This window comes from Microbacterium sufflavum (genome assembly GCF_023091155.1).
GTDB classification, from domain to species: Bacteria; Actinomycetota; Actinomycetes; order Actinomycetales; family Microbacteriaceae; genus Microbacterium; species Microbacterium sufflavum.
This window is the reverse complement of the sequence record NZ_JAHWXK010000001.1, coordinates 254,669-280,130: the sequence shown is the minus strand read 5'-3', so window position 1 is coordinate 280,130 and position 25,462 is coordinate 254,669. Positions and strand designations below refer to the sequence as shown.

The 25,462-nt window shown below is 72.9% G+C and carries 26 protein-coding genes and 1 tRNA gene; 17 read left to right on the top strand and 10 right to left on the bottom strand.

Features of this window, described 5'->3' with window-relative positions:
* Positions 1 to 7: 7 nt before the first annotated feature.
* Together KZC56_RS01450 and KZC56_RS01445 are read left to right on the top strand one after the other, a co-directional pair.
* The gene (locus KZC56_RS01450; protein ID WP_247637680.1) at positions 8 to 298 is read left to right on the top strand and encodes a DUF4287 domain-containing protein; all 291 of its coding nucleotides are present in this window, start codon (positions 8 to 10) and stop codon (positions 296 to 298) included.
* Between the two features lie 34 nt (positions 299 to 332).
* Complete coding sequence (locus KZC56_RS01445; protein WP_247637679.1) at positions 333 to 1,301, top strand: 1,4-dihydroxy-2-naphthoate polyprenyltransferase; 969 nt, start codon at positions 333 to 335, stop codon at positions 1,299 to 1,301.
* 88 nt (positions 1,302 to 1,389) lie between these two features.
* On the opposite strand, the gene KZC56_RS01440 is transcribed toward KZC56_RS01445, so the two are convergent.
* Both KZC56_RS01440 and KZC56_RS01435 read right to left on the bottom strand, forming a co-directional pair.
* On the bottom strand, positions 1,390 to 1,686 hold the full coding sequence (locus tag KZC56_RS01440; protein ID WP_136028656.1) for a DUF4229 domain-containing protein: 297 nt from the start codon (positions 1,684 to 1,686) through the stop codon (positions 1,390 to 1,392).
* Positions 1,687 to 1,730: 44 nt separating this feature from the next.
* Positions 1,731 to 2,630, bottom strand: a complete 900-nt coding sequence (locus KZC56_RS01435; protein WP_136028657.1) for a hypothetical protein — start codon at positions 2,628 to 2,630, stop codon at positions 1,731 to 1,733.
* Between the two features lie 375 nt (positions 2,631 to 3,005).
* Here KZC56_RS01435 and KZC56_RS01430 point away from each other — a divergent pair, with 375 nt between their 5' ends.
* The 5 genes from KZC56_RS01430 to KZC56_RS01410 all read left to right on the top strand — a co-directional run bounded on the left by KZC56_RS01430 (position 3,006) and on the right by KZC56_RS01410 (position 8,886).
* Positions 3,006 to 3,986 carry a glycosyltransferase family 2 protein gene (locus tag KZC56_RS01430; protein WP_247637678.1) on the top strand — a complete coding sequence of 327 codons (981 nt, stop codon included), beginning with the start codon at positions 3,006 to 3,008 and terminating at the stop codon, positions 3,984 to 3,986.
* Positions 3,983 to 5,350, top strand: a complete 1,368-nt coding sequence (locus KZC56_RS01425; protein WP_247637677.1) for a polysialyltransferase family glycosyltransferase — start codon at positions 3,983 to 3,985, stop codon at positions 5,348 to 5,350. The genes KZC56_RS01430 and KZC56_RS01425 overlap by 4 nt, the downstream gene beginning before the upstream one ends.
* 5 nt (positions 5,351 to 5,355) lie before the next feature.
* On the top strand, positions 5,356 to 6,525 hold the full coding sequence (locus KZC56_RS01420) for an acylneuraminate cytidylyltransferase (protein WP_136036150.1): 1,170 nt from the start codon (positions 5,356 to 5,358) through the stop codon (positions 6,523 to 6,525).
* 91 nt (positions 6,526 to 6,616) lie between these two features.
* A complete protein-coding gene (locus KZC56_RS01415; protein WP_136028661.1) occupies positions 6,617 to 7,489 on the top strand; it encodes an N-acetylneuraminate synthase family protein in 873 nt (290 codons plus the stop codon).
* On the top strand, positions 7,486 to 8,886 hold the full coding sequence (locus tag KZC56_RS01410; RefSeq protein ID WP_247637676.1) for a DUF6716 putative glycosyltransferase: 1,401 nt from the start codon (positions 7,486 to 7,488) through the stop codon (positions 8,884 to 8,886). The genes KZC56_RS01415 and KZC56_RS01410 overlap by 4 nt, the downstream gene beginning before the upstream one ends.
* Before the next feature lie 31 nt (positions 8,887 to 8,917).
* Here the strand turns inward: KZC56_RS01410 and KZC56_RS01405 are convergent, their stop codons facing one another.
* The 3 genes from KZC56_RS01405 to KZC56_RS01395 form a co-directional block, all read right to left on the bottom strand.
* On the bottom strand, positions 8,918 to 9,784 hold the full coding sequence (locus tag KZC56_RS01405; protein WP_136028663.1) for an SDR family oxidoreductase: 867 nt from the start codon (positions 9,782 to 9,784) through the stop codon (positions 8,918 to 8,920).
* Between the two features lie 159 nt (positions 9,785 to 9,943).
* The gene (locus KZC56_RS01400) at positions 9,944 to 10,723 is read right to left on the bottom strand and encodes an ABC transporter permease (protein WP_136028664.1); all 780 of its coding nucleotides are present in this window, start codon (positions 10,721 to 10,723) and stop codon (positions 9,944 to 9,946) included.
* Positions 10,720 to 11,757, bottom strand: coding sequence for an ABC transporter ATP-binding protein (locus KZC56_RS01395; protein WP_247637675.1), 1,038 nt, complete (start codon positions 11,755 to 11,757; stop codon positions 10,720 to 10,722). The genes KZC56_RS01400 and KZC56_RS01395 overlap by 4 nt, the downstream gene beginning before the upstream one ends.
* Before the next feature lie 62 nt (positions 11,758 to 11,819).
* Between KZC56_RS01395 and KZC56_RS01390 the strand changes: the two genes are divergently transcribed.
* The 3 genes from KZC56_RS01390 (at position 11,820) to arfB (ending at position 13,438) form a co-directional block, all read left to right on the top strand.
* Positions 11,820 to 12,812 (top strand): helix-turn-helix transcriptional regulator, encoded by a 993-nt coding sequence (locus KZC56_RS01390; protein WP_247637674.1) that lies wholly within the window; start codon positions 11,820 to 11,822, stop codon positions 12,810 to 12,812.
* A 59-nt stretch (positions 12,813 to 12,871) separates the two neighbouring features.
* Positions 12,872 to 12,947, top strand: a tRNA-Met gene (locus KZC56_RS01385).
* A gap of 50 nt (positions 12,948 to 12,997) precedes the next feature.
* Positions 12,998 to 13,438, top strand: coding sequence for an alternative ribosome rescue aminoacyl-tRNA hydrolase ArfB (gene arfB, locus KZC56_RS01380; RefSeq protein WP_136028667.1), 441 nt, complete (start codon positions 12,998 to 13,000; stop codon positions 13,436 to 13,438).
* A gap of 9 nt (positions 13,439 to 13,447) precedes the next feature.
* Here arfB and KZC56_RS01375 read toward each other — a convergent pair whose 3' ends face one another.
* On the bottom strand, positions 13,448 to 14,062 hold the full coding sequence (locus KZC56_RS01375) for a TetR/AcrR family transcriptional regulator (protein WP_136028668.1): 615 nt from the start codon (positions 14,060 to 14,062) through the stop codon (positions 13,448 to 13,450).
* Positions 14,063 to 14,131: 69 nt separating this feature from the next.
* Here KZC56_RS01375 and KZC56_RS01370 point away from each other — a divergent pair, with 69 nt between their 5' ends.
* Entirely contained in the window at positions 14,132 to 15,412 is a 1,281-nt protein-coding gene (locus tag KZC56_RS01370; RefSeq protein ID WP_247637673.1) for an MFS transporter, read from the top strand.
* 42 nt (positions 15,413 to 15,454) lie between these two features.
* Here the strand turns inward: KZC56_RS01370 and KZC56_RS01365 are convergent, their stop codons facing one another.
* From KZC56_RS01365 to KZC56_RS01355, 3 genes are all read right to left on the bottom strand, one after another.
* Positions 15,455 to 17,533, bottom strand: coding sequence for a bifunctional lysylphosphatidylglycerol flippase/synthetase MprF (locus KZC56_RS01365; RefSeq protein ID WP_247637672.1), 2,079 nt, complete (start codon positions 17,531 to 17,533; stop codon positions 15,455 to 15,457).
* 67 nt (positions 17,534 to 17,600) lie between these two features.
* Positions 17,601 to 18,254 carry a DsbA family protein gene (locus KZC56_RS01360; RefSeq protein WP_247637671.1) on the bottom strand — a complete coding sequence of 218 codons (654 nt, stop codon included), beginning with the start codon at positions 18,252 to 18,254 and terminating at the stop codon, positions 17,601 to 17,603.
* A 67-nt stretch (positions 18,255 to 18,321) separates the two neighbouring features.
* Positions 18,322 to 18,762, bottom strand: coding sequence for a hypothetical protein (locus tag KZC56_RS01355; protein WP_247637670.1), 441 nt, complete (start codon positions 18,760 to 18,762; stop codon positions 18,322 to 18,324).
* 74 nt (positions 18,763 to 18,836) lie between these two features.
* Between KZC56_RS01355 and KZC56_RS01350 the strand changes: the two genes are divergently transcribed.
* From KZC56_RS01350 to KZC56_RS01340, 3 genes are read left to right on the top strand one after another with little or no spacing between them, the layout of a single operon-like run.
* Positions 18,837 to 19,187: a PLD nuclease N-terminal domain-containing protein gene (locus KZC56_RS01350; RefSeq protein ID WP_136028489.1), complete on the top strand. Its 351-nt coding sequence runs from the start codon at positions 18,837 to 18,839 to the stop codon at positions 19,185 to 19,187.
* On the top strand, positions 19,184 to 20,848 hold the full coding sequence (gene menD / locus KZC56_RS01345; protein ID WP_247637669.1) for a 2-succinyl-5-enolpyruvyl-6-hydroxy-3-cyclohexene-1-carboxylic-acid synthase: 1,665 nt from the start codon (positions 19,184 to 19,186) through the stop codon (positions 20,846 to 20,848). The genes KZC56_RS01350 and menD overlap by 4 nt, the downstream gene beginning before the upstream one ends.
* A gap of 16 nt (positions 20,849 to 20,864) precedes the next feature.
* Complete coding sequence (locus KZC56_RS01340) at positions 20,865 to 21,707, top strand: polyphosphate kinase 2 family protein (RefSeq protein ID WP_136028843.1); 843 nt, start codon at positions 20,865 to 20,867, stop codon at positions 21,705 to 21,707.
* A 15-nt stretch (positions 21,708 to 21,722) separates the two neighbouring features.
* Here KZC56_RS01340 and KZC56_RS01335 read toward each other — a convergent pair whose 3' ends face one another.
* Positions 21,723 to 22,976 (bottom strand): isochorismate synthase, encoded by a 1,254-nt coding sequence (locus KZC56_RS01335; protein WP_136044237.1) that lies wholly within the window; start codon positions 22,974 to 22,976, stop codon positions 21,723 to 21,725.
* 54 nt (positions 22,977 to 23,030) lie between these two features.
* Here KZC56_RS01335 and KZC56_RS01330 point away from each other — a divergent pair, with 54 nt between their 5' ends.
* From KZC56_RS01330 to KZC56_RS01320, 3 genes are read left to right on the top strand one after another with little or no spacing between them, the layout of a single operon-like run.
* Positions 23,031 to 23,594, top strand: a complete 564-nt coding sequence (locus KZC56_RS01330; protein ID WP_247637668.1) for a DUF402 domain-containing protein — start codon at positions 23,031 to 23,033, stop codon at positions 23,592 to 23,594.
* Complete coding sequence (locus KZC56_RS01325) at positions 23,591 to 24,310, top strand: class I SAM-dependent methyltransferase (RefSeq protein WP_308194331.1); 720 nt, start codon at positions 23,591 to 23,593, stop codon at positions 24,308 to 24,310. Before KZC56_RS01330 ends, KZC56_RS01325 begins: the two co-directional genes overlap by 4 nt.
* 43 nt (positions 24,311 to 24,353) lie before the next feature.
* Positions 24,354 to 25,415 carry a polyprenyl synthetase family protein gene (locus tag KZC56_RS01320; RefSeq protein ID WP_247637667.1) on the top strand — a complete coding sequence of 354 codons (1,062 nt, stop codon included), beginning with the start codon at positions 24,354 to 24,356 and terminating at the stop codon, positions 25,413 to 25,415.
* The last annotated feature ends 47 nt before the right edge of the window (positions 25,416 to 25,462 follow it).

Sequence of the window (25,462 nt, the reverse complement as noted above, 5' to 3'; positions counted from 1 at the left end):
AGAACCCATGTCCTTCCAGGCCTACCTCGACAAGGTCGAGACCCAGACCGGGCTCACGCCCCGCCAGTTCATCGAGCTCGCCCGCGCCCAGGGCTTCGACGAGGGCACGAAGTCCACGGTCGTGCTCACGTGGCTCAAGCAGGAGTACGGCCTCGGCCACGGTCACGCGCAGGCCATGACCCACGTCATCCTCAAGGGACCGAAGATCAGCGACAAGCACGTCGGCACGGCAGGCTCCCACAGCGACGCCTCCGACACCCTGTGGCTCGACGGCAAGGACAGCAACCCGCACCGCTGAGGGTCCCCTCGCCGCGCCGACTAGGATTTCGTGCGTGGCAGCATCCTCCCGGCGCAAGAAGAAGAGCGGCACCCGAACCCGACCGCACACCAGCGGAAACCCGGCCAAGCGGCCCGTGGTCGAGGCCGGTCCGGTCACCGTCTCCGACTGGATCGGCGCCGCACGACTGCGCACCCTGCCGCTGGCGGTCGCGCCGGTCGTGATCGGCACGGGCGCCGCGCGCAGCACGGGGCCGGAGTTCCACTGGGTCATCGCCCTCGCCTGCCTCGCGGTCGCGGTGCTGCTGCAGATCGGCGTGAACTTCACGAACGACTACAGCGACGGGGTCCGCGGCACCGACGCCCACCGTGTCGGTCCGGCGCGGCTGACGGCCTCCGGGCGGGTGAAGCCGCGCACCGTGCTGATCATCGGGCTCGTGTTCTTCGCGCTCGCCGCGGCGGTCGGCCTCGCGATCGTGGTGCGCACGGAGCAGTGGTGGATGCTGGCCGTCGGCGCGGCGTGCATCGTCGCGGCGTGGTTCTACACGGGCGGCAAGCGCCCCTACGGCTACTACGGCCTGGGCGAGGTGTTCGTCTTCGTGTTCTTCGGGCTGGTGGCGACGCTCGGCACCACGTGGGTGCAGATCTTCGCACTCCCGCAGCAGGCGTGGCTGGGGGCGATCGCGGCCGGCCTGTTCGCGTGCGCGGTGCTGCTGGCGAACAACCTCCGCGACATCGAGCAGGACCGCGCCGTCGGCAAGCGCACGCTCACGGTGCTGATCGGGCGGCGTGCGACCCAGGTGCTGTTCACCCTGTTCGTCCTCGCGCCGTTCGGGATCGCGGTGTTCCTGGCGCTGCTGTTCCCGATCGCGTGGATCGCGCTGCTCGCGCTGCTGGCGGGGCTGCCCGCCGTGCTGATCGTCTGGACGTACCGTCAGCCGCGGGAGCTGGTGACGGCACTGGCCCTGACCTCGCTCACGTCGCTGCTCTACGCGGGCGCGCTGTTCTGGGCGTTCGTCGGCTGATCTGGACGTTCATCGGCTGGTCTCGGCGTCCGTCGTGATCCGGGCGTCCGTCGCGATCTCCGCGTCCGTCGGTTGACCGCGGAAGGGCTCAGTCGCGGCGGGTCTCGTCGGGGGCGGCGTCGATCGCCTCGTCCTCCGCATCGGCATCGGCCTGCTGACCCGACACGCGGCCCTCGCGCCGCTCGTGCAGACGCGCCGAGGCGTCGGACAGCGGCGTGCGCAGGAACAGCATCGAGATGCTCGCCCCGATGAGGGCGGCGAAGATGGCGGCGAGCCACCAGAACTCGCGGAAGATCGGGAAGAAGAACCACAGGATCGCCAGCGGGACGAGGAATGCCAGCAGGCGCAGCACGGTGTAGACGAGGAGGGGGGCGGGCTTCTTCACTCCCTCAGTCTACGTTCGCCCGCCGATGTGCCAGCCGCCGCCGCTCACCCGGGGAGGTCGAGCGCGGAGAAGGGGATGCCGCGGACGACGCGTCGCCACGGGTGCTCGCCGAGCGTCCACAGCACCCCCGCCTCGGGGTCGAGGGCGAGGTCTTCGCATCCGGCGGGCAGCGGAACGGGGTGTCGCCGCCAGGAACCGTCGCGATCGGTCCACAGGGCTCCGGGGTGCAGCAGATCGGACTGCGACACGAAGCGCGTCTCACCCCAGCGCACGGCGCCCTGCAGGTGCCGGAGGCCGGGCGCGACCCGGTCGCGCTCCACGAAGCGGGGCTGCGCGGCGCTCGGGATGTCGAACTCGCCGACCACGCCGCGGTCGTTCCCGCGGTACTCGCCGATGAGCACACGGGGCAGGGGAGTGCCGTCGGCCGTGAACACCCGCCCGAGGAACGAGCAGCGGAGGTCGACCGGGTGCTGCGCCGTGCGCACGGCGACGAGCACGGTGCTGCGACCGCCGCGGCGGCGGCTCCCGGCCAGGCGGTGGGCGTCGGAGCCGCGCACCCGGCGGAGCCGCGCCAGGTCGAACTCCCAGATCCCCTGGCCCGTGGCCGCCGCGAACAAGCGGTCGTCGAACCACGCGAGGCCGCCGGCGTGGATCGGGGCGGGCTCCAGGCGGCCGTCCTCCCCGGGGACGGCGAGCACCACGTCGAGGTGACGCGACCGGTCGAGGTCGATCATCGTGACCCGGGAGGCGAGGTGGCGGCCCGCCCTGTCCTGGCGGAACCAGCTCACCGCGAGCGTGCGTCGTCCGCGCAGCCGGCCCACGTCGATGCCCTGGGGATACCAGCGCTCTGTCCACGTGCGCGCGGACAGCCAGCGCAGGTCGATCCCGGTGCTCCGGCGGCGCCGTCGCACCGGTCGCCAGATCGTTCCGAACGGCCAGAGCATGGGGTCCATGGTCGCGGATGCCGGGTGACCGCGCCAATCGACGCGGCTCCCCGCATCGATTCGGCATCTCGTGGAGAGGTATGTATCATGTTACGTGTTGAGTGTTGATCTTCATGGAGTCGCTCTCGACGCACACCCCTCGGCCCGCTGGTGGGGGCCAGTAAACCGCGGGGTGGGCCGGCACCGCACGGTGTCGGTTTCCCGGGTGCTCGCACCCGGCAGTGCAACGCACTGGGGGTGTGGTTCGTTCGGGTGCGGACCACACCTCAGCGTTGTGCCTGCCGCGCCTCGCGTCACCCGCCGTTCACCGTGACGTCGCCGACCGGACACGCGCGACTGCGACGATCTCCGCACACCGCCCACCCCGGGAGTTCCGTGCGCACGCCCCTCGTCACCGTCATCCTTCCCGCGAAGGACGCCGGACCCTACATCGGGACGACCCTCGAGACCCTCACCCGGCAGTTCGACGACCCGCACGATCTGCAGCTCGTGGCGATCGACGACGGCTCCCGCGACGACACGCGCGCTCTCATGCAGCACTACGCCGACCGGTTCCCGCGCGCCAGGGTGGTGCACAACCCGACGCCGCGCGGCCTGGCGAGCGCCCGCAACCAGGGTCTCGCGCTCGTCGAGGGCGAGACGTTCTGCTTCCTTGACGGCGACGACTGGTTGCAGCCGCGGCGGCTGGCCGTGCTGGCCTCTCGCCTGCGCGCGCTGCGCTGCGACTTCGTCCGCACCGATCACGTGACCGTCACCGGCACCCGCCGCACGCTGGTGCGCGCGCCGTTCCCCTGGCGCGAGACCGTCGCCCCGCCGCGGAGCGCCATCCTGCCCGCCGACGAGCCGACCATGGTCGACTACCCGTACGCGTGGGCCGGGCTGTTCCACCGCCGCCTCCTCGACCGGGGCCTGGCCGGGTTCCCGCCCGGACTGTTCACCGCGGAGGACCGGCCGTGGATCTGGCGGCTGCACCTGGAGGCCTCGTCGTTCGCGGTCGTCGACGCCCCGGCACTGCTCTACCGCCGCGGCGTCGCGGGCTCGCTCACCCAGATCGCCGACCGGCGGCAGCTCGACTTCGCCGAGGCCCTGTCCCAGGTCGTCGCCCTGGCGCAGCGCGACCGCGACGCCGAGCGCTTCCTGCCCAAGGCCGTGTGGACCGCGCTCGCGCTCAGCTCGCACCACCTGGTGCGCTCGCGGCGCATGTCGCCGCCGGTGCGCGCGGAGATGCGGTCGCGCATCCGCGAGCTGCTCCGCGGTCTCCCCGCGCCGGAGGTCGCCGCGGTGGTCGAGCGGCTCGACGCGCCCCGGCGCCGCGTGCTCGCGCGCACGCTCCGACGTGCGGGGCACACGCCGTGACGCGGGTCTTCGCGCTGCACAGCGCCTACGGTCTCGCGACCGCCGTCGCCGCGATCGACAGCGGCCTCCTCGATGGGCCGACCGCCGCGCGCCCCGAGCAGGTGCTGGTGCCGTTCACCTCGTCGCGCGTGCCCGAGCTCGCGGTCGGCATCGACGCCGACCCGGCCCTGGGTCGGCTGCGCGCCCGGTTCGACCGCATCGAGCCGCTGGGAGACCTCCTCGGCCCGCTGCACCCCAGCGCGTGGGAGCCCCCGGAGGGCGAACTGCCCGTGCTCGGTCGGCTGATCGCCCGGGCCTGGGGCATCGACCCCCGCGACCTGGAGCTGTGCGTGCAGAGCCCGCAGGTCGCTCCGGCGCGGACGCTGTTCGGGCTGTTCCCCGACGCGCGTCTCACGATCGTGGGCGACGGCCTCATGACGTATGCGCCGATGCGGGTGCGGCTGCCGCACACCGTGACGGCACGGATCGGCCGTGTGGTCTACGCCGACGTCGTGCCCGGCGTGCGTCCGCTCGTCGCGTCGCCGACCGCCGAGACCGTGCCGGTGCCGCCCGCGGCCTTCGCGGCGGCGCTGCGCGAGACCGCGACGCCGGAGGTGCCGGAGGTGCCGGCGGACCCGGAGCCGGGACCGTCCACCGTGCTGGTGCTCGGGCAGTACCTGTCGGCGCTCGGGCTGCAGACACCGGCGCAGGAGATCGCGCTGCAGCAGAGCCTGGTCGACCGGGCGGCCGCGTGGGAGCCGGAGCGCATCGTGTTCAAGCCCCATCCGGCGGCGCCGCCCCTGCTCGCCGATGCCGTCCGTGCCAGGGCGCAGTCGCTCGGCATGGCGTTCGAGGAGCACCGCGGCACGGGGCCTGCGGAACTGGCGGCCGAACGCCTCGATGCGCGGGCCGTGGTCGCGGCGTTCTCCACCGCGCTGCCGACCGTGCACACGGTGTTCGGCCGCGACATCGGTGCCGCCGGGACCGCGGACCTGCTCGGCACGCTCGCTCCGTTCGAGAACAGCAACCGCATCCCGCTCACGATCGTCGACGCCCTCACCCGCACCGACGCCGCGCGCCCGGAGCCGCCCGAGCTGCAGCGCCTCGTCGATGCGGTCGGCTATGCCATGCAGCCGCTCGTCGCCGAGCACCTGCGAGAGCGCGCGGAGGAGGTCCTGCGCGACCTCGACGATGACGAGCGCCGCCGGTACTTCTCGGCGGAGCGCCTCACGCACCTGCGGTTGCCCGGCGCCGCGCCCGCGACCCTGCGACAGCGCCTGCGGCACCCCGCGGGCGGCATCGGGCGGATCGAGGAGTGGCGGCTGACGGCGATCGGGGCACGGCGTCGCGCCGGTCGCGCGTGGCGGGAGATCCGGGGAGGATGACGAGCATGCAGCAGACAGACGAGGGAGCGCCGCGGACGGTGGCGATCATCCCGGCGCGCGGCGGGTCGAAGCAGATCCCGCGCAAGAACCTGGAGCGCGTGGGCGGGGTGCCGCTCGTGGCCAGGGCCGTGCACGCGGCAACGGCCGCCGCGGGCATCGACGCGGTCGTGGTCTCCACCGACGACGACGAGATCGCGGCGGTCGCGGAGGCCGCGGGCGCGCGCATCGTCCGGCGCCCCGCGGAGCTGTCGGGCGACACCGCGTCGTCCGAGGCGGCGATCCTCCACGCGCTCGACGAACTCGAGCGCCGGGGAGAGTCGTTCGCGGTCGTCGCGTTCGTGCAGGCCACGTCGCCCTTCGTGCCGAGCGTGGAGCTGTCCGCCGCCGTCGAGGCCGTGCGGGAGGGCACGGCCGACAGCGCGTTCGCGGCCGTCGAGACGTACGGCTTCCTGTGGCGCACCGGGCCCGAGGGGGAGGCGGAGGCGCTCAACCACGACGCGAGCCACCGTCCACGGCGCCAGGACCGTGAGCCGCATCACCTCGAGACCGGGGCGTTCTACGTGTTCCGGGCGGACGGGTTCCGCCGCAGCCGGCACCGCTTCTTCGGCCGCACCCGCATCATCGCGGTGCCCGAGTGGAGCGCGATCGAGATCGACGACGCGGAGCAGCTCGCGGCGGCGCGGGCTCTGGCGGCCCTGCGTGAGACTCCCGCGCGGATCCCGGTGCGCGCGGTGGTCACCGACTTCGACGGCGTCCACACCGACGACACCGCGATCGTCGACGCCGACGGAGGGGAGCGGGTACGGGTGAGCCGGGAGGACGGCATGGGCGTCGCGCTGCTGCGCCGCGCCGGCGTGCCGATGCTGATCCTCTCCACCGAGGTCAACCCGGTCGTGCGGGCGAGGGCCGACAAGCTGCGCGTCCCCGTGGTGCACGGCATCGACGACAAGGAGGACGCGCTGCGGCGGTGGGCGCAGGAGCAGGGCATGCCGCTCGCCGACATCGCGTACCTCGGCAACGACGTGAACGACCTCCCGGCGATGCGCATCGTCGGGTGGCCGGTCGCCGTCGCCGACGCGCATCCCCTCGTGCGGGCCGAGGCCAGGGTCGTGCTGCACCGCCGCGGGGGAGACGGTGCGGTCAGGGAGCTCGTCGAACGCGTGTTGTCGAGCTGACCGCCCCCGGTAACCCTCCGGTCGAGGGCCGTTCACCCGCGGCGCGTACTCAGGAAGGACGGCGGCAACCCGCTCGACGACCGGAGGAACCATGACTGTCAGCATCGGCTCGCGTGTGATCGGCGGCGGCCGTCCGGCCTACGTCATCGCGGAGATCGGCCTCAACCACAACGGCGACGTGGACATCGCCAAGCGACTGATCGACGTCGCGGCGCGGGCGGGGGCCGACGCGGTCAAGTTCCAGAAGCGCACCCCCGAGATCTCCACGCCGGAGCACATGCGCGATGTACCGCGGGAGACGCCGTGGGGTGTCATGAGCTATCTCGACTACCGGCGCCGGGTCGAGTTCGGCCGCGACGAGTACGTCGAGATCGGCGACCACGCCACGCTGCTCGGGCTGGACTGGTTCGCGTCGCCGTGGGATGTGCCGAGCGTGGCGTTCCTGGAGGAACTGAACGTCGTGGCGCACAAGGTCGCCTCCGCGAGCCTGACCGACACCGAGCTGCTGACCGCGCTGCGCGAGACGGGCAAGCCCGTGATCCTCTCCACCGGCATGTCCACGATCGAGCAGATCGACCGCGCCCTCGACACCCTCGGCACCGACCGGGTCGTGCTGATGCACGCGACCTCGACGTATCCGCTGGAGCCGGAGGAGGCGAACCTGCGGGTCATCGCGACCCTCCGCGACCGCTACCCCGGCATCCCCGTCGGATACTCGGGCCACGAGCGCGGCCTGCAGATCTCGCTCGCCGCGGTCGCGATGGGCGCCGTCGCGGTCGAACGGCACATCACGCTCGACCGGACGATGTGGGGCTCCGACCACGCCGCGTCGCTGGAGCCGACCGGACTCGAGCACCTGGTGCGCGACATCCGGGTGATCGAGCGGGCGGTGGGCGACGGCGTGAAGCGCGTGTTCGACAGCGAGCGCGCCCCCATGGCCAAGCTGCGTCGCGTGCCGGCATGACCGACGCCTCCGGGCTGCGCGTGGTCGCGGTCGCCGATGCCGACTCGTTCGTGAAGTGGTCTGCCTCGCTGCTCGGCGCGGTGCCCGGTCTGCGCCCGCAGCTGCTGCTGGTGCGCACGCCCCTCACGGTGAGCGCGGAGCAGGAGCGCGCGGCGCGGGAGGGCACCGGGGTCGCGGCGACAGATGTCACCCGGCTCGACCTCGCGCAGGTGGCGGCGTCGCTGGACCGGCAGCGGCCCGACGCGGTGCTGCTCGCCGGTCGCGGGCCGTTCGTGCGGCTGCTCGGAGGCGTGATCGACTCGCTCGCGCACCGGCCCGTCGTCGTGTCGGGGCTGCCCGGTATGGCGATCCCGGCGCAGCGCGGGGCCCTGGAGTACCGGCGTCACACCGACCTGCTGATCGTGCACTCCCACCGCGAGGTCAGGGCGTTCGCCGAGCTGGGGGAGCGGATCGGGGTGCCGGTGCCGCTGGCGCTCGCGACCCTTCCGTTCGCACGGGGCCCGTACGGCGGCCGGAGGCGGGCGGAGCGTGCCGAGGCGCGGATCCTCGCCGGAGGGGCGCCGCGGGCCGCCCTCGCCGACCGCCCGACGGAGCCGGTGGCCGACGCGGAGCCGCGGCCGGGTGCCACGGACGTCGTCTTCGCCGCCCAGGCGCTGGTGCCCGCGGATCGCGCGGCGAGGGCCGACATCGCGGCCCTGCTGGTGCGCGCCGCCGAGGCCGACCCCGACCGGCGCGTGGTGGTGAAGCTGCGTGCGCGACAGGGCGAGGCGGAGACCCACCTCGACCGCGAGCCCTACACCGGGCTCTTCGGGGCCGCGCGGCCGCGGAACCTCGTGTTCTCGCACGCTCCGATGGACACGGCGCTGGAGACGGCGGCCGGGCTGGTCACCGTGAGCTCGACCGCCGCCGTGGAGGCGCTGGCGCACGGGGTGCCGGTCATCGCGCTCGACCGCTTCGGGGTGAGCAAGAGCCTGCTCAACACGGTCTTCGTCGGCAGCGGGCTGCTGGGCGGGGCGGGCGAGGTCGTCGCCGGCCGCTTCCGGCGCCCGCACCCGGCCTGGCTGCGCGACAACTATTTCCACCCCGCCGCCGAGTCGGACTGGTGGGACCGGGTGCAGGAGCTGGTCGCGCTGCGCCGAGCGGGCGCGCTGCCTCCGCGCCGGGTGCCCGCTGCGCGCGGGGGTGCGCTGCACGAGGCCTGGCACCGGGCGAGTGTGCTCGGACGGGAGGACCGCAGCATCTCCGGACGGCTCGCGCTCGCGGTCGGAGCCCCGGCGGTGCGGCTGCTGTCCGGCGTCGGCGCTCGCCGCAGTCCGGAGGGCGCCTCCACGTGGGCGGACCCGTCCACGGACTACACGCTCGAGCCGAACCCGTTCGCCGACTCGCTGCGTCGCTGAGCCCCGGCTCGTCCGCCCGGGTCGTGGTGCGTCAGAGGCGGCGCCAGTCGTGGCTCTCGACCGCGGCGCCGGCCTGCGGGCCCATCTGCAGCATGCCGCCGTCGATCACGACCGAGGCCCCGGAGATGTAGGCGGCTTCGGGCGAGGCCAGGAAGGCGATCAGTGCGGCCACCTCGCGCGCGTCCCCTGGTCGTCCGAGCGGGATGCCGGGGCGGTCCTCCGTGTGCGGGTCGGTGTCGGTCTGCCCGGTCATGGGTGTGGCGATCTCGCCGGGGGCCACGCTCACCGCGCTGATGCCGTGCGCACCGAGTTCGAGCGCCAGGTTCTTCATGAGGCCGCCGAGCCCGTGCTTCGCGGCGTCGTACGCGCTCGCCCCGACCATCGGCTGATGCTCGTGCACGCTGGTGACCGCGATCAGCCGGCCACCGCGTCCGGCCGCGACCATGGCCCGCGCCGCCCGTTGCAGGCACACGAACGCGCCGGTGAGGTCGGTGTCGACCACGCGGTTCCACTCGTCGAGGGTCACGTCGAGGAACGGGGTCTGCAGTCCCGCTCCGGCGTTGTTGACGAACACGTCCACCCCGCCGAGCTCGGCGATCAGACCGTCGACCGCGTCGCCGCACGCGGGGATGTCCGCCACGTCGAGGCGGGCGACCACGGCCCGAGCGCCGTGGCTGCGCACCTCCTCCGCGGTCTCCTGGGCGCCGGCCTCGTCGCTGTGCCAGGTGATGCCCACGTCGATGCCGGCCGCGGCGAGGGCGACCGCGGTCGCGCGGCCGATGCCCGAGTCCGCGCCGGTCACGATCGCGCGTCGGGCCTCGGCTTCCAGGCGCGCCTGCGGCTCCCCGGACTCCAGGCCCGTGGTCGGCGTCTTGTCGTTGTGCTGCGATTCGGACATGCGGCCCTCCTGCTGCTCGTGGTCGTGCGGGCGACGATACGAGGGCCGAGGGAGCACGGTCGATGCGCTTGACGGCGGCGGGTGGCGGCGCTAGCGACCCGATGCCCGCGGCGGTGGCCCCGCAGACGCGAGGCCGCCGCCGCGGGCGTCGAGCGCGGGTCAGTTGCTGCGGCGGATGGCGCGCACGCCCACCACGAGGCCGACCGTGGCCACCGCGAGTGCGGCGATCCAGCCCCACAGCACGGTGAGGTCGCCCAGGTCCCCGGCGAACAGCGCCCGCTCCGCCTGCACGACCCAGTTCACCGGGTTGACCGTCGCGACCGCGCGCATCCAGTCCGGCGCGGCGTCGAGCGGCAGCAGCATCCCCGACAGGATCAGCAGCGGGAAGATGAGCGACTGCTGCACGCCCCAGAACAGCCACTCCCGGTCTTTGGTCGCGAGCGCGAGCGAGTACGAGAGCGAGCCGAGGCCCACCCCGAACACGGCGAGCAGCGCGAGGCCGATCAGCAGGCCCGGCACGTCGACCGCGAACCCGAACGGCCATGCGATCAGGACGATCACGAGGGCCTGCACCACGATCGGCGCGATCTCCTTCAGCGCGCGGCCGACGAGGAGGGACGACCGGGCGAGCGGGGCGACGAGGGTGCGCTCGTGCGAGCCGGTCATCATCTCGTACTGGAGGTTCGACCCGGTGGCGCCGGTGCCGAACAGCACGATCATCACCAGCACACCCGGCACGAACCACGACAGGGTCTCGCCCGCGGGCTGTCCGGACTGGCCGATCAGCAGCGGGGCGAACAGCCCGAGGAACACCAGGGGCTGCAGCAGGCTGAAGATCAGGGTGAACGGGTCCCGCACCACGGGCTTGAGCTCCCGCGTCAGCACGTGGCGGGTGTCGCGTGCGAGGTTCGGGCGCACGAGCGTGTCGGTGGTGGTCATGAGAGGACTCCTGTCGTGGTCGGGGTGGAGGCGGGCGTGGGCTCGTCCGTGGACTCGGGGGATCCTGCACCCTCGCCCGCATCGCGCAGGGTGCGTCCGGTGAGGGCGAGGAACACGTCGTCGAGTGTGGGCGGCACTCCGGTCGCGCGCTGCACGACGATGCCCGCGGCGTCGAGCTCCCGCACGACAACGGGCAGCAGCCGGTCGCCGTCGGGCACCGCGAGGGAGAGGGAGGCGTCATCCCGCACGACCTCGGCCGGGCTCCGTCGGGCGACCACGGTGCGCGCCCGCTCGGCCTCCGCGGCGTCGGCGAACCCGAACGTGAGCACGTCGCCCGCGAGGGTGGCCTTGAGCGATGCCGCGTCGTCGTCCGCGATGATGCGGCCCTTGTCCATCACCATGACCCGCTCGGCGTAGCGATCGGCCTCCTCCAGGTAGTGCGTGGTGAGGAAGACCGTGGTGCCGTGCTGTGTGCGCAGGTCGAGGATGTGCTCCCACAGGTTCGCGCGGCTCTGCGGGTCGAGCCCCGTGGAGGGCTCGTCGAGGAACAGCAGGGGTGGTGCGTGCATGAGCCCGAGGGCGATGTCGAGCCGGCGCTTCTGCCCGCCGCTGAGCTGCTGCACGGTGCGGCCCGCGAACGACGACAGGTCGAGCGAGTCGATGAGCTCGTCCGCCCTCCGCACGCTGTCGCGCTTCGTCAGGCCGTAGAAGGCGCCCTGGCTGAGCAGTTCGTCGCGCACGCGCTGGGAGAAGCTGCCGCTCGTGAGCTGACCGACGTAGCCGATGCGCGCGCGGACGCCCGCGGCGTCGGTGCGGATGTCGTGCCCGACCACGCGCGCGCTGCCGGCCGACGGCGGGATCAGGGTGGTGAGCATGCGGAGGGTCGTCGACTTGCCGGCGCCGTTCGGGCCGAGGAATGCGACGAGCTCACCACGCACGGCGCTGAAGGAGACGTCGGTGACCGCGTGCACCGGCGCCTTTTTGACGGTGAAGGTCTTGGTCAGGCCTTCGGTCTCGATGAGGGTTTCGTTCATGGAAGCGAGCGTAGAAAGCAACGCGGACACATCCTGTCCGCATCGTCTGCCAATCTGAGGTCATGTCCGACACCACCGCCCGCGCCCTCGCCCTGCTCAACCTGCTGCAGACGCACCGGCACTGGCCGGGCACGGAGCTCGCCTCGCGACTGGGCGTCACCGAGCGCACCGTCCGCCGCGACGTCGACCGCCTGCGCGAGCTGGGCTATCGCGTCGAGTCCACGCCGGGATCGGCCGGCGGCTACCGGCTGGAGGCGGGGAGCGCCGTGCCGCCGCTGCTGCTGACCGACGACGAGGCGGTCACGATGGCGATCGGCCTGCGGGTCGCCGCCACGCAGCAGCTCGTCGGTGGCGCGGAGGTGACGCTGACCGCGCTGGCGAAGCTGGAGCAGGTGCTGCCCTCGGCGCTGCGGCAGCGGGTGAACGCGCTCGCCGCGGCGGTGCAGCCCCCGCGGATCGGCGCGGGACCGGTGGTGTCGCCCGTGGTCTTCGGCGAGATCGCGCTCGCCACGCGCGACCACGAGCGGCTGCGGCTGCGCTACGTCGACGGGCAGGGGGAGGAGAGCGTGCGGCGCGTGGAGCCGCATGCCCTCGCCCCGGCCGGACGCAAGTGGTTCCTCCTGTGCTGGGACCTCGACCGCGAGGACTGGCGCACGTTCCGCGTCGACCGCATCACGTCCGTCGAGCACACCAGGGTGCTGTTCGCGCGGCGCGAGCTCAGTGCGCAGGAGATCGAGGAGCGGGTGCTGATCGCGGCGTCGTGGTCGCCGCAGAAGATCGAGACCGACGCGGTGATGGAGCTGCCGCTGGCGGAGATGCAGGAGCGGTTCGGGCCGTGGGGACAGGGCGCCACGGCGGAGGGACCCGACCGCACGCGCTGGCCCTTCGGCGGCGCGGACTGGCGGGAGGCGATGTACGGACTGCTCTGGATCCCCGCGGGCGTCGAGTACACCACGAGCTTCCCCGAGCCGCACCGTGCGGAGCTGCGCGAGGCGGTCGAGCGACTGCTGCGGGCGCTGGACGCTCCCACGCCCGCGTCATCCGCGGACTCATAGGGTCATCCCAGGGAACGACCCTGGCGGGGAACATCACGGCCAGGTAACGTCAGTGCCATCGCGGCGATCCGGGCGGTCCCGGGCCCCGGCTCATATCCGGAGGCGTTGCGGGTTCGACTCCCGCCGTCGCGTCCACTCCCTGAGGCGTTCGCGTCCGCGTCCACGACATGGCGCATGATGGACGGATGCCCACCGCCCCTCGACCCGGACTCCGCGTCACGGCCGGTCTCACGATCCCCGACGCCGAGCTGTCGTGGCGCTTCTCGCGCTCCTCCGGCCCCGGGGGACAGGGGGTGAACACGGCGGACTCGCGCGTGGAGCTGGTGTGGGACGCCGCGGGTTCCGCGGTCCTGTCGCCGGTGCAGCGCGAGCGGATCCTGGAGCGTCTGCGGGGACGGCTCGTCGGCGGGGTGCTGACGATCGCGGCGTCCGAGCATCGGGCGCAGCTGCGCAACCGGGAGGCCGCACGCGAACGCCTGGCCGCCCTGGTCGCGGAGGCCCTGCGTCCGCCCGCCCCGCCGCGCCGCGCGACGAAGCCGAGCCGCGGATCGAGGGAGCGTCGGCTCACGGCCAAGCACCGCCGCACCGACGTCAAGAGCCTGCGGCGTCGTCCGCGCGAGGAGTGAGGGAGCCGCTCAGCCGGAGTCGCGGGTGAGCCGCTTCTCGACGGGGCCCCAGCCCTCCTCCAGCACGGTGAATCCGGCCTCGAGGATGTCGCGCTGGTCGTCGCTCTCGGTCACGAGGATCTGCATCTGCAGGATGAACCGGGAGTACACGCGGATCTCCGCCGTGGGGGCGGTGAGCCCGAGCTCCTCGGCGATCGCGTCGGCGAGGGCGTCTTCGTGCCGCAGCCACATCTTCGCCGCGTAGTCGCGCAGGGCCGGCGTCTCGTTGAGGAAGCGCAGGAAGGTGCGGGCGACGTCGTCTCCGTGCTCGTCGAGGTTGGCGCCGATCTCGGCGGCGTAGAAGTCATGGATCGCGCGGTTGATGGTGACGCCGGTCCTGCGGTCGCGCACGGCGGCGACGAGGCGGTCGCGCTGCTCGTCGTCCTCGTCGAAGACGAGCGCCTCCTTCTGGGGGAAGTGGGCGAAGACGGTGGTCGGGGAGACGTCGGCGGCGTCGGCGACCTCGCGGATGCTGACGTTGTCGAAGCCGCGCTCGAGGAACATCCTCGTCGCGACGTCGGAGATGTTCTTGCGGGTCGCGGCCTTCTTGCGCTCGCGGCGGCCGAGGGGCGCGGGGGTGGTCATGAGAGCCAGGCTACCGCGCTCGGTATAAAAGTGGCTTGACGCCAAAACTGGTATCGCTACACTTTCGATATGACTTCACCCATCTCCTCGGTCCGTGGTGCCACCCGCGCCTGGATCATGCTCATCGTGCTGACGATGCTCACCGTCATCGGCATGACGGTGGTGCTCCCCGTGCTGCCGTTCGTCGTGCTGCAGTACGTCTCGCACGAGCGCGACCTGGCCCTCTGGGTCGGCGTGCTGGAAGCGGTCAACGGCCTGTGCGCCTTCCTCGTCGCGCCCTTCCTCGGCCGGCTCTCCGACCGGTTCGGCCGACGGCCCGTCATCATCGCCGCCGCCTTCGGCGCCGCGTTCTCCATGGCCCTGTTCGGCATCGGCGGAGCGCTCTGGGTGCTCGTGCTCGCCCGTGTCATCCAGGGGCTGACGGCGGGCGACCTGCCCGCGCTGTTCGCCTACCTCGCCGACATCACCCCGCCGGAGAAGCGTGCACAGCGCTTCGGCCTGCTCGGAGCGCTGACCGGCATCGGCACCATGATCGGCCCGGCCGTCGGCGGGCTCCTCGCGGCGATCGACCTGCGCCTGCCCGTGTTCCTCACCGCCGCCGTCGCCCTGGTGATCGCGATCCTCAGCATCTCCCTGCTGCCGGAGAGCCTGAAGCCCGAGAACCGCATCCCGCGGATCACGCTGCGCGCCGTGCAGCCGTTCGCGGTGTTCCGCGAGGCCTTCGGACGCCGGGAGCTGCGCGGCCTGATGATCGCGTTCGGCCTGCTCGCGCTGCCGTTCGGCTTCTTCGTCAACAACTTCAGCATCCTCGCGCTCGACTCCATCCAGTGGGGGCCGACGCAGATCGGGCTCCTCACGGCGGGCGTGGGGATCGTCGACATCCTCATCCAGGGCGTGCTGCTGGCCATCCTGCTTCCGCGGATGGGGGAGCGCGGCGTGATCCTCAGCGGCATCGTCGCCCAGGCGATCGGCCTGGCCGGTCTCGCGGTCGTCGCGACGCTGATCGCCCAGCCGTGGCTGTTCATCGTCGGGGCGCTGCTGCTCGCCGCCGGACAGGGAGCCGCGCAGGCCGCCATGGACGGCGCGATGTCCAACGCCGTCGGCGACGACGAGCAGGGCTGGCTCGGTGGCGCCACCCAGTCGCTCAACGCCGCGATGGGCACGGTCGCGCCGCTGATCGCCGCGGCCCTCTACACCGCCGTGAGCCACGCCGCCCCCTACTGGCTCGGGGTCGCGCTGATGGCCGTCGCGGGGATCGTCGTGGCACGCGCCCACATCGCGAACACCGCGAAGCGCCCGCGCCCCGCACCCTCCGGCCCGGCGCCCGCGGAGCTCGTGGCCGCCGAGTGACAGCTCCGCGGGGTGCCCCGGTGATCCGGTGCACCCCGCGGCTCAGTCCTTCCCGCCTCCGCGGACGAGTTCCAGCCCGGCACCGGCGAACTGCCGCAGCGTGGCATCCGGCAGGAACGCCCGCGTCAGCGCGCCGCCGATCCGGGTGAGGTCGCTCTCGTCGCGGAACAGCAGGTACATGGTCTCGTAGCGCGGGTGGAACTTCTGCTTGAACCGGTGCAGCGAACCGAACCCGTACACGGGTTCGAGAGCCTCCGCGAGCCGGTCGCTGAGCGCCGCGATCATGCCCGCGTCCGGCGGGTAGTCGTGCGCGAGCGGAGCCCCGGAGAGCGACATGATCTGCGCGCCCTCGTCGGAGAACTGCTTCGCGGACGACCCGATGAGGTACTCCATGACGGGGCCGAATCCGCCCTCCCTGCGGCGCATCAGGTCGAGCGTCCACCCCCGCACGACGCCGCCCTCGCCGTAGATGGGCAGCCAGGAGAGGAAGCCGTCGACGTCGCCGTTGGGGGCGATGGCGAGGGCGAGCCGTACCTCCGGATCCTCCGCCTCCTCGAGGGTGCCGAGTGTGAAGCGCATCTCGGGGAGGTCCTTGTCGCCGACCCAGGCCTCGGAGATCGCCCGCAGCTGCTGCTGCACCCCCCAGGGTTCCTCCTTCAGATGCGTCATCCGGAACGTCATGTCCTCGCGTCCTGCCTTGTTGAGGGAGGTGCGCACGGAGTTCCAGCGCTTTCCGGTGAACTCCAGGCCCGGCAGGTCGACGATCGTGTCGTCCGCCACGACCAGGCTCCGCCAGGTCTCCGGCACCGCGGCCCGCGTGGCATCGTCGGCGCTGAAGAAGCAGGGGATGAGCCCGGCGCCCTCCGCCGCGCGGATGAAGTCCCGCACCGCATCGGTGCGGCGTTCGCGCGGCCCGATCGGATCCGCCAGTGCCAGTGCCACGCTGTTGCGCCGCTGATACGCGACGATGCCGCCGTCCACGCGCGCGAACGCGTTGCCCTCCCAGGTGGTCATCCACGACAGGGTGCCGCCGCCGTGGGTCTTCAGCTCCTTCTCCAGATCGGCGAGCGTGGGTGCCGGCTGCGCGCCGAGCTTCGACCGCCGTCGGGCTCGGAACGCCCGCCGCACCACGATCAGGTAGACGAGGATCAGCAGCCAGAGCACGCCGCTGGCGAGGGCGAGCTCGGTCTCGCCGTCGATCTGTAGTTCGAGCTGTGCCTCGCTGGTCAGGATGATCAGCGCCAGGATGAGCGCGCCGGAGAGCACGTTGAGGCTGGCGAGGATGATCGCGAGCACCCACGCCCATCGCCGACCGCGACGCAGCCCGTTCGCGATGAGCAGGATGACGGCCGCGTCGAGCGCGGTGTCCAGGAATCCGCCGGAGACGGGTGCGGTGGGGCCGAAGGGGCCGTCGGTCGGGACCAGGACGGTGATGACCTCGGTCGCCAGCAGGAGCAGCACGGCCATGACCGCGATGAGGCGCTGCTCGCGGACCGTCGTGTGCCGCACGCGCAGGCTGCGGTCCACCGCGAGGATCAGCAGCACCGCCAGCAGATGCTCGAGGTCGGCGACCTTGCCCCAGAACATCATCGCGATGAAGACGAACCCGAGGAGGATGAGCCAGCCGCGTACCCGCCACGGGGGACGGAACAGGCCGACGGCTGCAGCGATGCAGGCCATCGTGCCCCCGGACGCGCCCACGTCGAGCGCGCGCGCCTGCTCCGCCGCCCACGCCCATTCGAACTGCGACAGCAGCAGGAGCAGCAGCGCGGTGGCGAAGATCGCGAAGAGCTGTCCCACCACGTAGTAGGCGATCGCGACGCGGCTTCCGCGACGGAACTCCAGGTACCCCATGCCCCAGAAGCCGGCGATCGTGAACAGGTACACCCACGGCTGGTTGACGAAGAACGTGCCGGTGACCGGCGTCCACCATTTGCCGTCCGACAGGTTGGGCAGGCCGTACGCGACCGAGGGGAACAGCTCCGAATCCTCGAACGGCCGCCACAGTCCCTGTGAGACGACGCCGACGACCAGGATCAGGCCCACCATCGTGAGGGTCGCCGGGATGCGCCGGGCGACGGTGATCAGGGGGCGCGCGGGAGCGGAGGCATCCTCGGACATGCGCTCAGCGTAGCGACGGGTCCCCCCGGCCGGCGGGACCCGGCCGGGGTATTCCGCTGCCGCCGGGTCAGTCCGCGACGGCGTTCGCGATCGCGTCCTCCAGATCGCCCCAGGCCGTCAGCTCGAGCATCTCGCCGTCGACGAAGAACGTGGGGGTGCTCGTGACGCCGAGTCGCTCGCCGTCACGCTTGTCCTGCTCCACCCGCGCGAGCGTGGCGGGGTCGGCGACGGCCTCGTCGTACGCCGCGAGATCGAGGCCCAGCTCCTGGGCGAACGCGCGGAACACCTCCGGGGTCTCCTCGGGCTGCTCGCCCCAGTTCGCCTGCGTCGCGAACAGGTGGTGGTACATGTCCTCGAAGCGGCCCTGCTGCGCGGCGGCCTCGGCGGCGAGGGCGGCCTGTGTCGAGTTGACGTGGCCGGGGAGCGGGAAGTAGCGCGCGACGTAGCGGATGTCGCCGTCGTACGTGTCGCGGAGCTCCTCGACGATCGGGTAGAAGGCGCCGCACGCCTCGCATTCGAAGTCGAGGAACTCGACGACCGTGACGGCGTCGGGACCGCCCTCGTCGAGCACGTGCGAATCGGTGCGGACGGTCGGCTGGCGCTGGCCCGCGTCGGGGTCGGGCTCGTCGGCGCGCTGGGTGATGGCCCAGACGATGGCGACGATCAGCAGGACGACGGCGACGGCGATGGCGATCAGGGTCGCCTTGACAGGGGTTCTCACGGGGTTCTCCAGACAGGGGTACGACGGATGGGGGTGCCGCGGGCGCGGCGCGGAGTCGTCGTACGGCTCAGGTCCGGGAGAGGGACAGTTGTGCGAGGGAGGGGGCGAGCCGGCGCGGGCGGGGCGTCGCGCGCAGCGGCGGGGTCGTGCGGGGTGTCCGGCCGAGCGGCGTGCCGGGTCCGCGGAGCATGCGGCGGCAGAGGAGCAGCACCAGGGTGAGGCAGCACAGCGCCGCCGCGGTGCAGGCGACCGCGGCCATTCCGGTCGAGTCCTCCGGGGCTGCGACGGCGACGGCGGCGGCGACGGGGGCGCCGTCCGCGGCCTCCGCCCCCGCGGCGGAGGTCCCGGCGGCGAGGCACAGGGTCGCGTGGCTGTCGCCGGGGCCGTGCGCGGTGGACCAGGCGCCGACGACGAGGAGGAGCGCGAGGCCGACGGCGGTGACGACCCTGGCGAGCAGGATCCGCTCGGCGCGCGCTCGCGGGCTCCGGGTGGTCGCGAGAGGCGGCATGACCCGCGCAGTCTAGCAACGGGGCCTTTGCCTCACCGGGGCCCCGCCCGCGCGGACACGCCTACACTGGAAGGGTGGCGAGACTACTCATCATCGGCGGCTTCCTCGCCGCCGTGTTCTGGGTGTTCAGCATCGTCGACTGCGCCGTGCAGCCGCCGACGCGGCACCGGGGTGTGCCCAAGGCCGCCTGGATCGCCATCGTCGTCCTGATCCCGGTCATCGGCGGCATCCTCTGGTTCGTGATCGGCCGTCGTCGCGCGAACGACCAGGGCGTGCAGCGCACGCTCGCCCCGGATGACGATCCGGCGTTCCTGCGCAGCATCAGCAAGGCGGAGCAGGACGCCCGGATCCGCCGTCTGGAGGAGGAGCTCGCCCGCCTGGACGAGGAGACCGACGAGCCGCCCACCGCGGATCCGCGCCCGTGACGTCGTCGCCCGCGACGGACGCCGCGGCGTCCCTGTTCGCCGAGCTCGTGGCGAACGGCGTGCGCGACGTGGTGCTGTCGCCGGGGTCGCGCTCGCAGGCCCTCGCACTCGCTGCCGCGCGACTGTCCGACGACGGGGTGCTGCGGCTGCACGTGCGCATCGATGAACGCGTCGCCGGTTTCACCGCCCTGGGCATCGCACGCGAGACGGGCGTGCCCGCCGCGGTCGTGTGCACGAGCGGGACGGCGGTCGCGAACCTCCTGCCCGCCACGATGGAGGCGTTTCACGCGGGGGTGCCGTTGCTGCTGCTCACGGCCGACCGTCCGCCGGAGCTGCGCGGTGTCGGCGCCAACCAGGCCACCGTCCAGCCGGGGCTGTTCGACCCGTGGGTGCGCGCCACGGTCGACGCCCCGGTGCCGGGCGACGGCGACTGGCGGGGTCTGGCGGCCGAGGCCGTCGCCGCGGCCGTGGGCGTCGCCGACACCGCAGCCGTCCCGGGCGTCGCCGGCCCCGTGCACCTGAACCTGCCGTCGCGCGAGCCGCTGTCCGGGGCGATGCCCCCGGTCGACGTGCGCGACGGCGCGGCACCGGTCGCCGCCGTGTCCGAGCCGGTCGTGCTGCCGCGCGGTCCGCGCACGGTCGTGCTCGCGGGCGCCGACGCGGGTGCCGCCGCGGAGGAGCTCGCCCACACGGCGGACTGGCCGCTGATCGCCGAGGTCGTGAGCGGCGCGCGGTTCGGGCGTCGCCTCGTGCACGGCTACCGTCGGCTGCTCTCCCGCGACGACCTCGGCGGCCGCATCGAGCGTGTCGTCGTGTTCGGCCATCCCACGCTGAGCCGTGAGGCCGCGCGGCTGCTGTCGCGCCACGACGTGGAGGTCGTGGCGGTGCGCCGCGGCGGGGAGGAGCTCGACCTCAACCACCGCACGCGCGCGGTCGCGGCGGTCACGGTGGCCCCGGGGGAGCCCGACCGCGAGTGGCTCGGGCAGTGGATGCGGGCGTCGGCTGCCGAGGCCGTCGACCTGAGCGAGCAGGCGCCCGACGCCGATGCCCTCGCGTCCACCGACCTCGCCGCCCGGCGCGACGCCGTCCGCGCGGAGCTCGACGCCGTCCGCCGCCCGCTCGACCGCGAGCGGCTGGTCGACGCGGTGTGGCGGGCCACGTGGCCGCACGACCGCCTCGTGTTCGGGTCGTCCCGGCTCGTGCGCGTGGCCGACGAGGTCCTGGCGGGCAAGAAGGTCCCGGTGCACGCCAACCGCGGGCTCGCGGGCATCGACGGCACGATCGCCACCGCCACCGGTATCGCGGTCGCGAGTCAGGCCGCCGGCGCCCCCGGGATCACGCGGGTGCTGCTGGGTGATCTCGCGTTCCTGCACGACGTCGGGGCGCTGCTGCTGCCGCCCGGAGAGCAGGAGCCGCGGCTGCAGGTGATCGTCGGCAACGACGGCGGCGGCACGATCTTCGACGGGCTCGAGGTGGCGTCGTCGGCGCCGTCCGCGCATCTCGACCGGGTCTTCTACACCCCGCATGGCGTGCGCCTGGAGCATCTCGCGCTGGCGTACGGGTGGGAGTATCAGCGCGTCACGACCCGGACGGCGCTGGATCAGGCCCTCACGTCCCCGCACGGCGGACGTCAGATCATCGAGGTGCCGCTGGCGCGGTGACTGGCAGGATGTGCGTATGAACGCGCACACCTGGACTCAGAACCTGCGGGTGGGGCCCGGCTTCCGCCTCGCCGATGTCGATCCGGACGCCACGCCGGGGTACGACCACGGCAAGTCGCGCGGGAGGGAGGACCTCGCCGCCGGGCTGGAGCGGTTGAACGACCTGCAGGAGCGTCTGTTCGCGCAGAGTCGGGTCGGCACGGCGCAGGACGCGGTGCTTCTGGTGCTGCAGGCGATGGACTCGGCGGGCAAGGGCGGCATCGTCCGGCACGTGGTCGGCGGTGTGGATCCGCAGGGCGTCGCGCTCGCCGCGTTCAAGGCCCCGACCGAGGAGGAGCGGCGGCACGACTTCCTGTGGCGCGTCGAGAAGCGCCTCCCGGAGCCCGGCTTCATCGGGGTGTTCGACCGTTCGCACTACGAGGACGTGCTGATCGGGCGGGTGCGGCAGCTCGCCGATGCCGCGGAGATCGAGCGCCGCTACGACGCGATCACCGCGTTCGAGGAGCGGGTCGCGGCCTCCGGCGTCCGCATCGTCAAGGTGATGCTGCACATCTCGCCCGAGGAGCAGAAGGCGCGACTCATGGAGCGGCTGGAGCGTCCGGACAAGCACTGGAAGTACAACCCGGGCGACGTGGACGAGCGGATGCTGTGGCCGCAGTACATGCAGGCCTACCAGACGGTGTTCGACCGCACCTCGACCGACGCGGCGCCGTGGTACGTGGTGTCGGCGAACGCCAAGTGGTACGCGCGGCTCGCGGTGCAGGAGCTGCTGCTCGCGGCGCTGCAGGACATCGACCCGCAGTGGCCCGTCGCCGACTTCGACGTGGAGGCGGAGAAGAGGCGGCTGGCCGCGAGCTGACCGGGGCTGTGGTCGTCAGGCCAGGGCGTCGACCAGGGGGCGGAACTTCACGCGGGTCTCCAGCAGTTCGCTCTCGGGATCGGATCCCGCCACGATCCCGGCGCCGGCGTAGGCGGTCACCGCGATCGCGCCTCCGGTCGCCGTGAACTGCGCGCACCGGAGCGCGATGGCCCACTCGCCGTTGCCGTCCGCGTCGACCCAGCCGACCGGTCCGGCGTAGCGCCCGCGGTCGAAGGGTTCCAGGTCGCGGATGGCGGAGACCGCCGCGGCCGTGGGCGTGCCGGCGACCGCCGCGGTCGGATGCAGCGCGCGCACGAGGTCGAGGGCCGATCTCCCCTCCTCGAGCTCGCCCTCCACATCGGTCGCGAGGTGGAACAGGTTCGGCAGCTTCAGGAGGAACGGCTGCTCGCTCGCGGCCAGCGCCCTGGTGTGCGGGCGGAGCTCCGTGAGCACGCTCTGCACCGCGTACTGGTGCTCGTCGAGGTCTTTGATGCTGGAGGCCAGGTGCGTCGACGCGGCCGTGTCGGCGTCGGCGTCGGCACCGCGGCCGATGGTGCCGGCGAGCACGCGCGCGGTGACGGTGCGGTCCTGCACGGTCACGAGGGTCTCCGGGCTCGCGCCGATGAGCCCGTCCACCGCGAACGCCCAGGTGTCGGGGTAGCCGGTCGCGAGGGCTCGCACGAGGCGCCGCAGATCGGACCCGGCGGGGACGGTGCCGCGCAGGTCGCGCGCGAGCACGACCTTGCTGAGCTCCCCGTCGGCGATGCGCTCGAGCGCGGCGCGGACCGCGTCCTGGTAGCCCTGCGGGCTCTGTGCGCCGGGGCCGACCGTACCGGCCCAGTGCGGACCGTACGGGCGGGTCTCGAGCGCTGTGGGTCGCGCGGTGTCCTCGGCCAGGCGGATCCGCGTCTCCCAGAACCGGTCGCCGTGGCGGCCGAGCACGCGGGAGGGAATCGTGAGCACGCTGTCGGCGGTGGACGACGGATCGAACGTGAAGGCGCCGAACGCCACGAGCCCGGTGCCCGGCAGCCCCAGGGGGTCGGTCACGTCGGCCTGGGCGGACAGCCCCCGCCAGAACGTCGCGAGGGCTTCGAGACGCGTCTGCCCCGGTTCGGCGGTCGGACGGATCTCGGCGAACGGCTCGCCGACCGCGACGATCCCGTCTCCACGGCGGAGCCAGGCGAGGGGGCGTGCGGGGTCGGCGTAGGCGAGGAGGTCTTCGACCGGGTCGATCTGTCGGGTCTCCACGACCAGGTGGGTGTGATGCACGTGTCCAGCCTAGGCCGCGGCGCCGGCGGCGATCCCGCGTCGTAGGGTGGGCGGATGAGCGACGCGCGCCCCGCACCCGGCACCGAGATGGTCTTCCAGTGGCGCAAGTGGGACGGGTCGCCGCACTGGCGGCACGAGTGCGTCTACCTGGGTGCCGATCACTGGGGCGACTGGGTCGGTCAGCCCGCCGGCTGGCACAGCGTCCGCCCGGGGGCGGAGTTCCACGCCGCGACGCCCAATGTGACGCTGGTCCCGCCGAGTGGCGACTTCGCCCTGACCGTGAACCGGCAGCACCCGCGCGGCCTGCGCATCTACATCGACCTGGGGTGGGAGGTGCAGTGGTCGGACGACCCGCTGCGTGCCGTCGGGATCGACATGGACCTCGACGTCGTGCGCGTGGAGGGGGAGCGCGGGACCTGGGTCGACGACCGCGACGAGTGGGCCGAGCACAGCGTCGTGTACGGGTATCCGGCCGACGTCATGACCCACCTGGAGGCGCTCGCGCTCGACCTGGAGGGGCGGGTGCGGGCGAGGGTCGCGCCGTTCGACGATGCCACCGCCGACGTCTGGCTCGACCGGCTGGAGGCGCTCGATCTCGCGCCTAGACTGAACGCGTGACCTCGAACGACAAGAACCGCGCCGACCTCGGCAAGGACCCCGCCCGCGTGAGCGGCATGTTCGACCAGGTCGCGGCGGGCTACGACCGCACGAACACCGCCATGACGTTCGGCAACGACGCCCTGTGGCGCGCCGCCACCACCCGGGCCGTGGCGCCGAAGCCGGGGGAGCGCATCCTCGACCTCGGGGCGGGCACGGCGTCGTCCTCGGCGTCCCTGGCCCGCAGCGGCGCGCAGGTCGTCGCGGCCGACTTCTCGCCGGGCATGCTCGGGGAGGGCCGACGTCGGCACGGAGCGATGCGCAACCTGTCCTTCGTGCAGGCCGATGCCACCGCCCTCCCGTTCGAGGACGGGGAGTTCGACGCGGTCACCATGTCCTACGCGCTGCGCAACGTGAACGATCCGAAGAAGGCCCTGCGCGAGCTCTACCGCGTGACCAAGCCCGGCGGACGCCTGGTGATCAACGAGTTCTCGACGCCGCCGGGCAAGCTGTTCCGCGGTGCCTACCGCTTCTACAACGCCCAGGTGCTCCCGCGGGTGGCCCGGGTGGCCGGGACGAACGGCGATGCGTACGACTATCTGAACGAGTCGATCCGCGAGTGGCCGGACCAGAAGCGGCTGTCCGCGTGGATCCGTGATGCCGGGTGGCAGGACGTCGCGTACCGCAACCTCTCGTTCGGCATCGTCGCCCTGCACCGCGCGCGCAAGCCCGCGTGAGCACGGCGCGAACCGCGGCATCCGACGCGGGTAGGCTGGGAGCGTGACTTCGAGCCCCCACCCCCCGGGTTCGCGACTGGCGAGCCGTCTCGGCTTCAGCGATCGCGTGTTCATCGGCCCCGCCGGACGCCGGGTGGCCCGCACGATCGAGGACGGGCTCGAGCTCGTGGAGACCGGGCTCGCCGATGACGTCCGCGTGGCCGATCCGCTGGCCGACGCTGCGAGCCGCTATCTGTACGAGGCCGGCGGCAAGCGCATCCGGCCCGTGCTCACGCTGCTCGCCGCGCAGCTGGGCGACGGCAACACCCCCGAGGTGATCGACGTCGCGAAGGCGCTGGAGATCACCCACCTCGGATCGCTGTATCACGACGACGTCATGGACGGCGCCGACCGCCGCCGCGGGGTGCCCGCTGCCCATGCGGTCTGGGGCAACAACATCGCCATCCTCACCGGCGACATCCTGTTCTCCCGGGCCAGCCAGCTCATGTCGCGGCTCGGCGAGCGGGCGATCCGTCTCCAGGCCGACACGTTCGAGCGCCTCGTCCTCGGACAGATGCACGAGACGCTCGGTCCGCAGCCCGATGACGATCCGATCGCGTTCTACATCCAGGTGCTGGCCGACAAGACCGGTTCGCTCATCGCCGCGGCGACGCAGGGGGGCGTGATCTTCTCGAACGCGCCGACCGAGTACGAGGAGCCGCTGCGGGTGTACGGCGAGAAGATCGGCGTCGCGTTCCAGCTGCTCGACGACGTGATCGACCTGTCGGCCAAGCCCGAGGAGACCGGCAAGGTGCCGGGCACCGACCTGCGCGCCGGCGTGCCGACCATGCCCTACCTGCTGCTCAAGGCGCAGAAGGATGCGACGGCCGAAGACCTGGCGGCCCGCATCGACGAGGGCGTCGCGCTCATCGCGGACGGCGCCGACCCCGCGATCCTCGACGGCCCCCTGGACGAGCTGCGCGACCACCCGGTCACGCAGAAGACCCTCGAGCTCGCGCATGCGTGGACCCAGGAGGCGATCGACGCCCTCCGGCCGTTGCCGCGCGGCACCGTGCGCGAGGCATTGACCCGATTCGCCGAGACCCTCGCCGAGCGCTCGAGCTGACGCGACCCGCGGCTTCGCGCCGCGTGACGGCGGCGACGGCATACGAA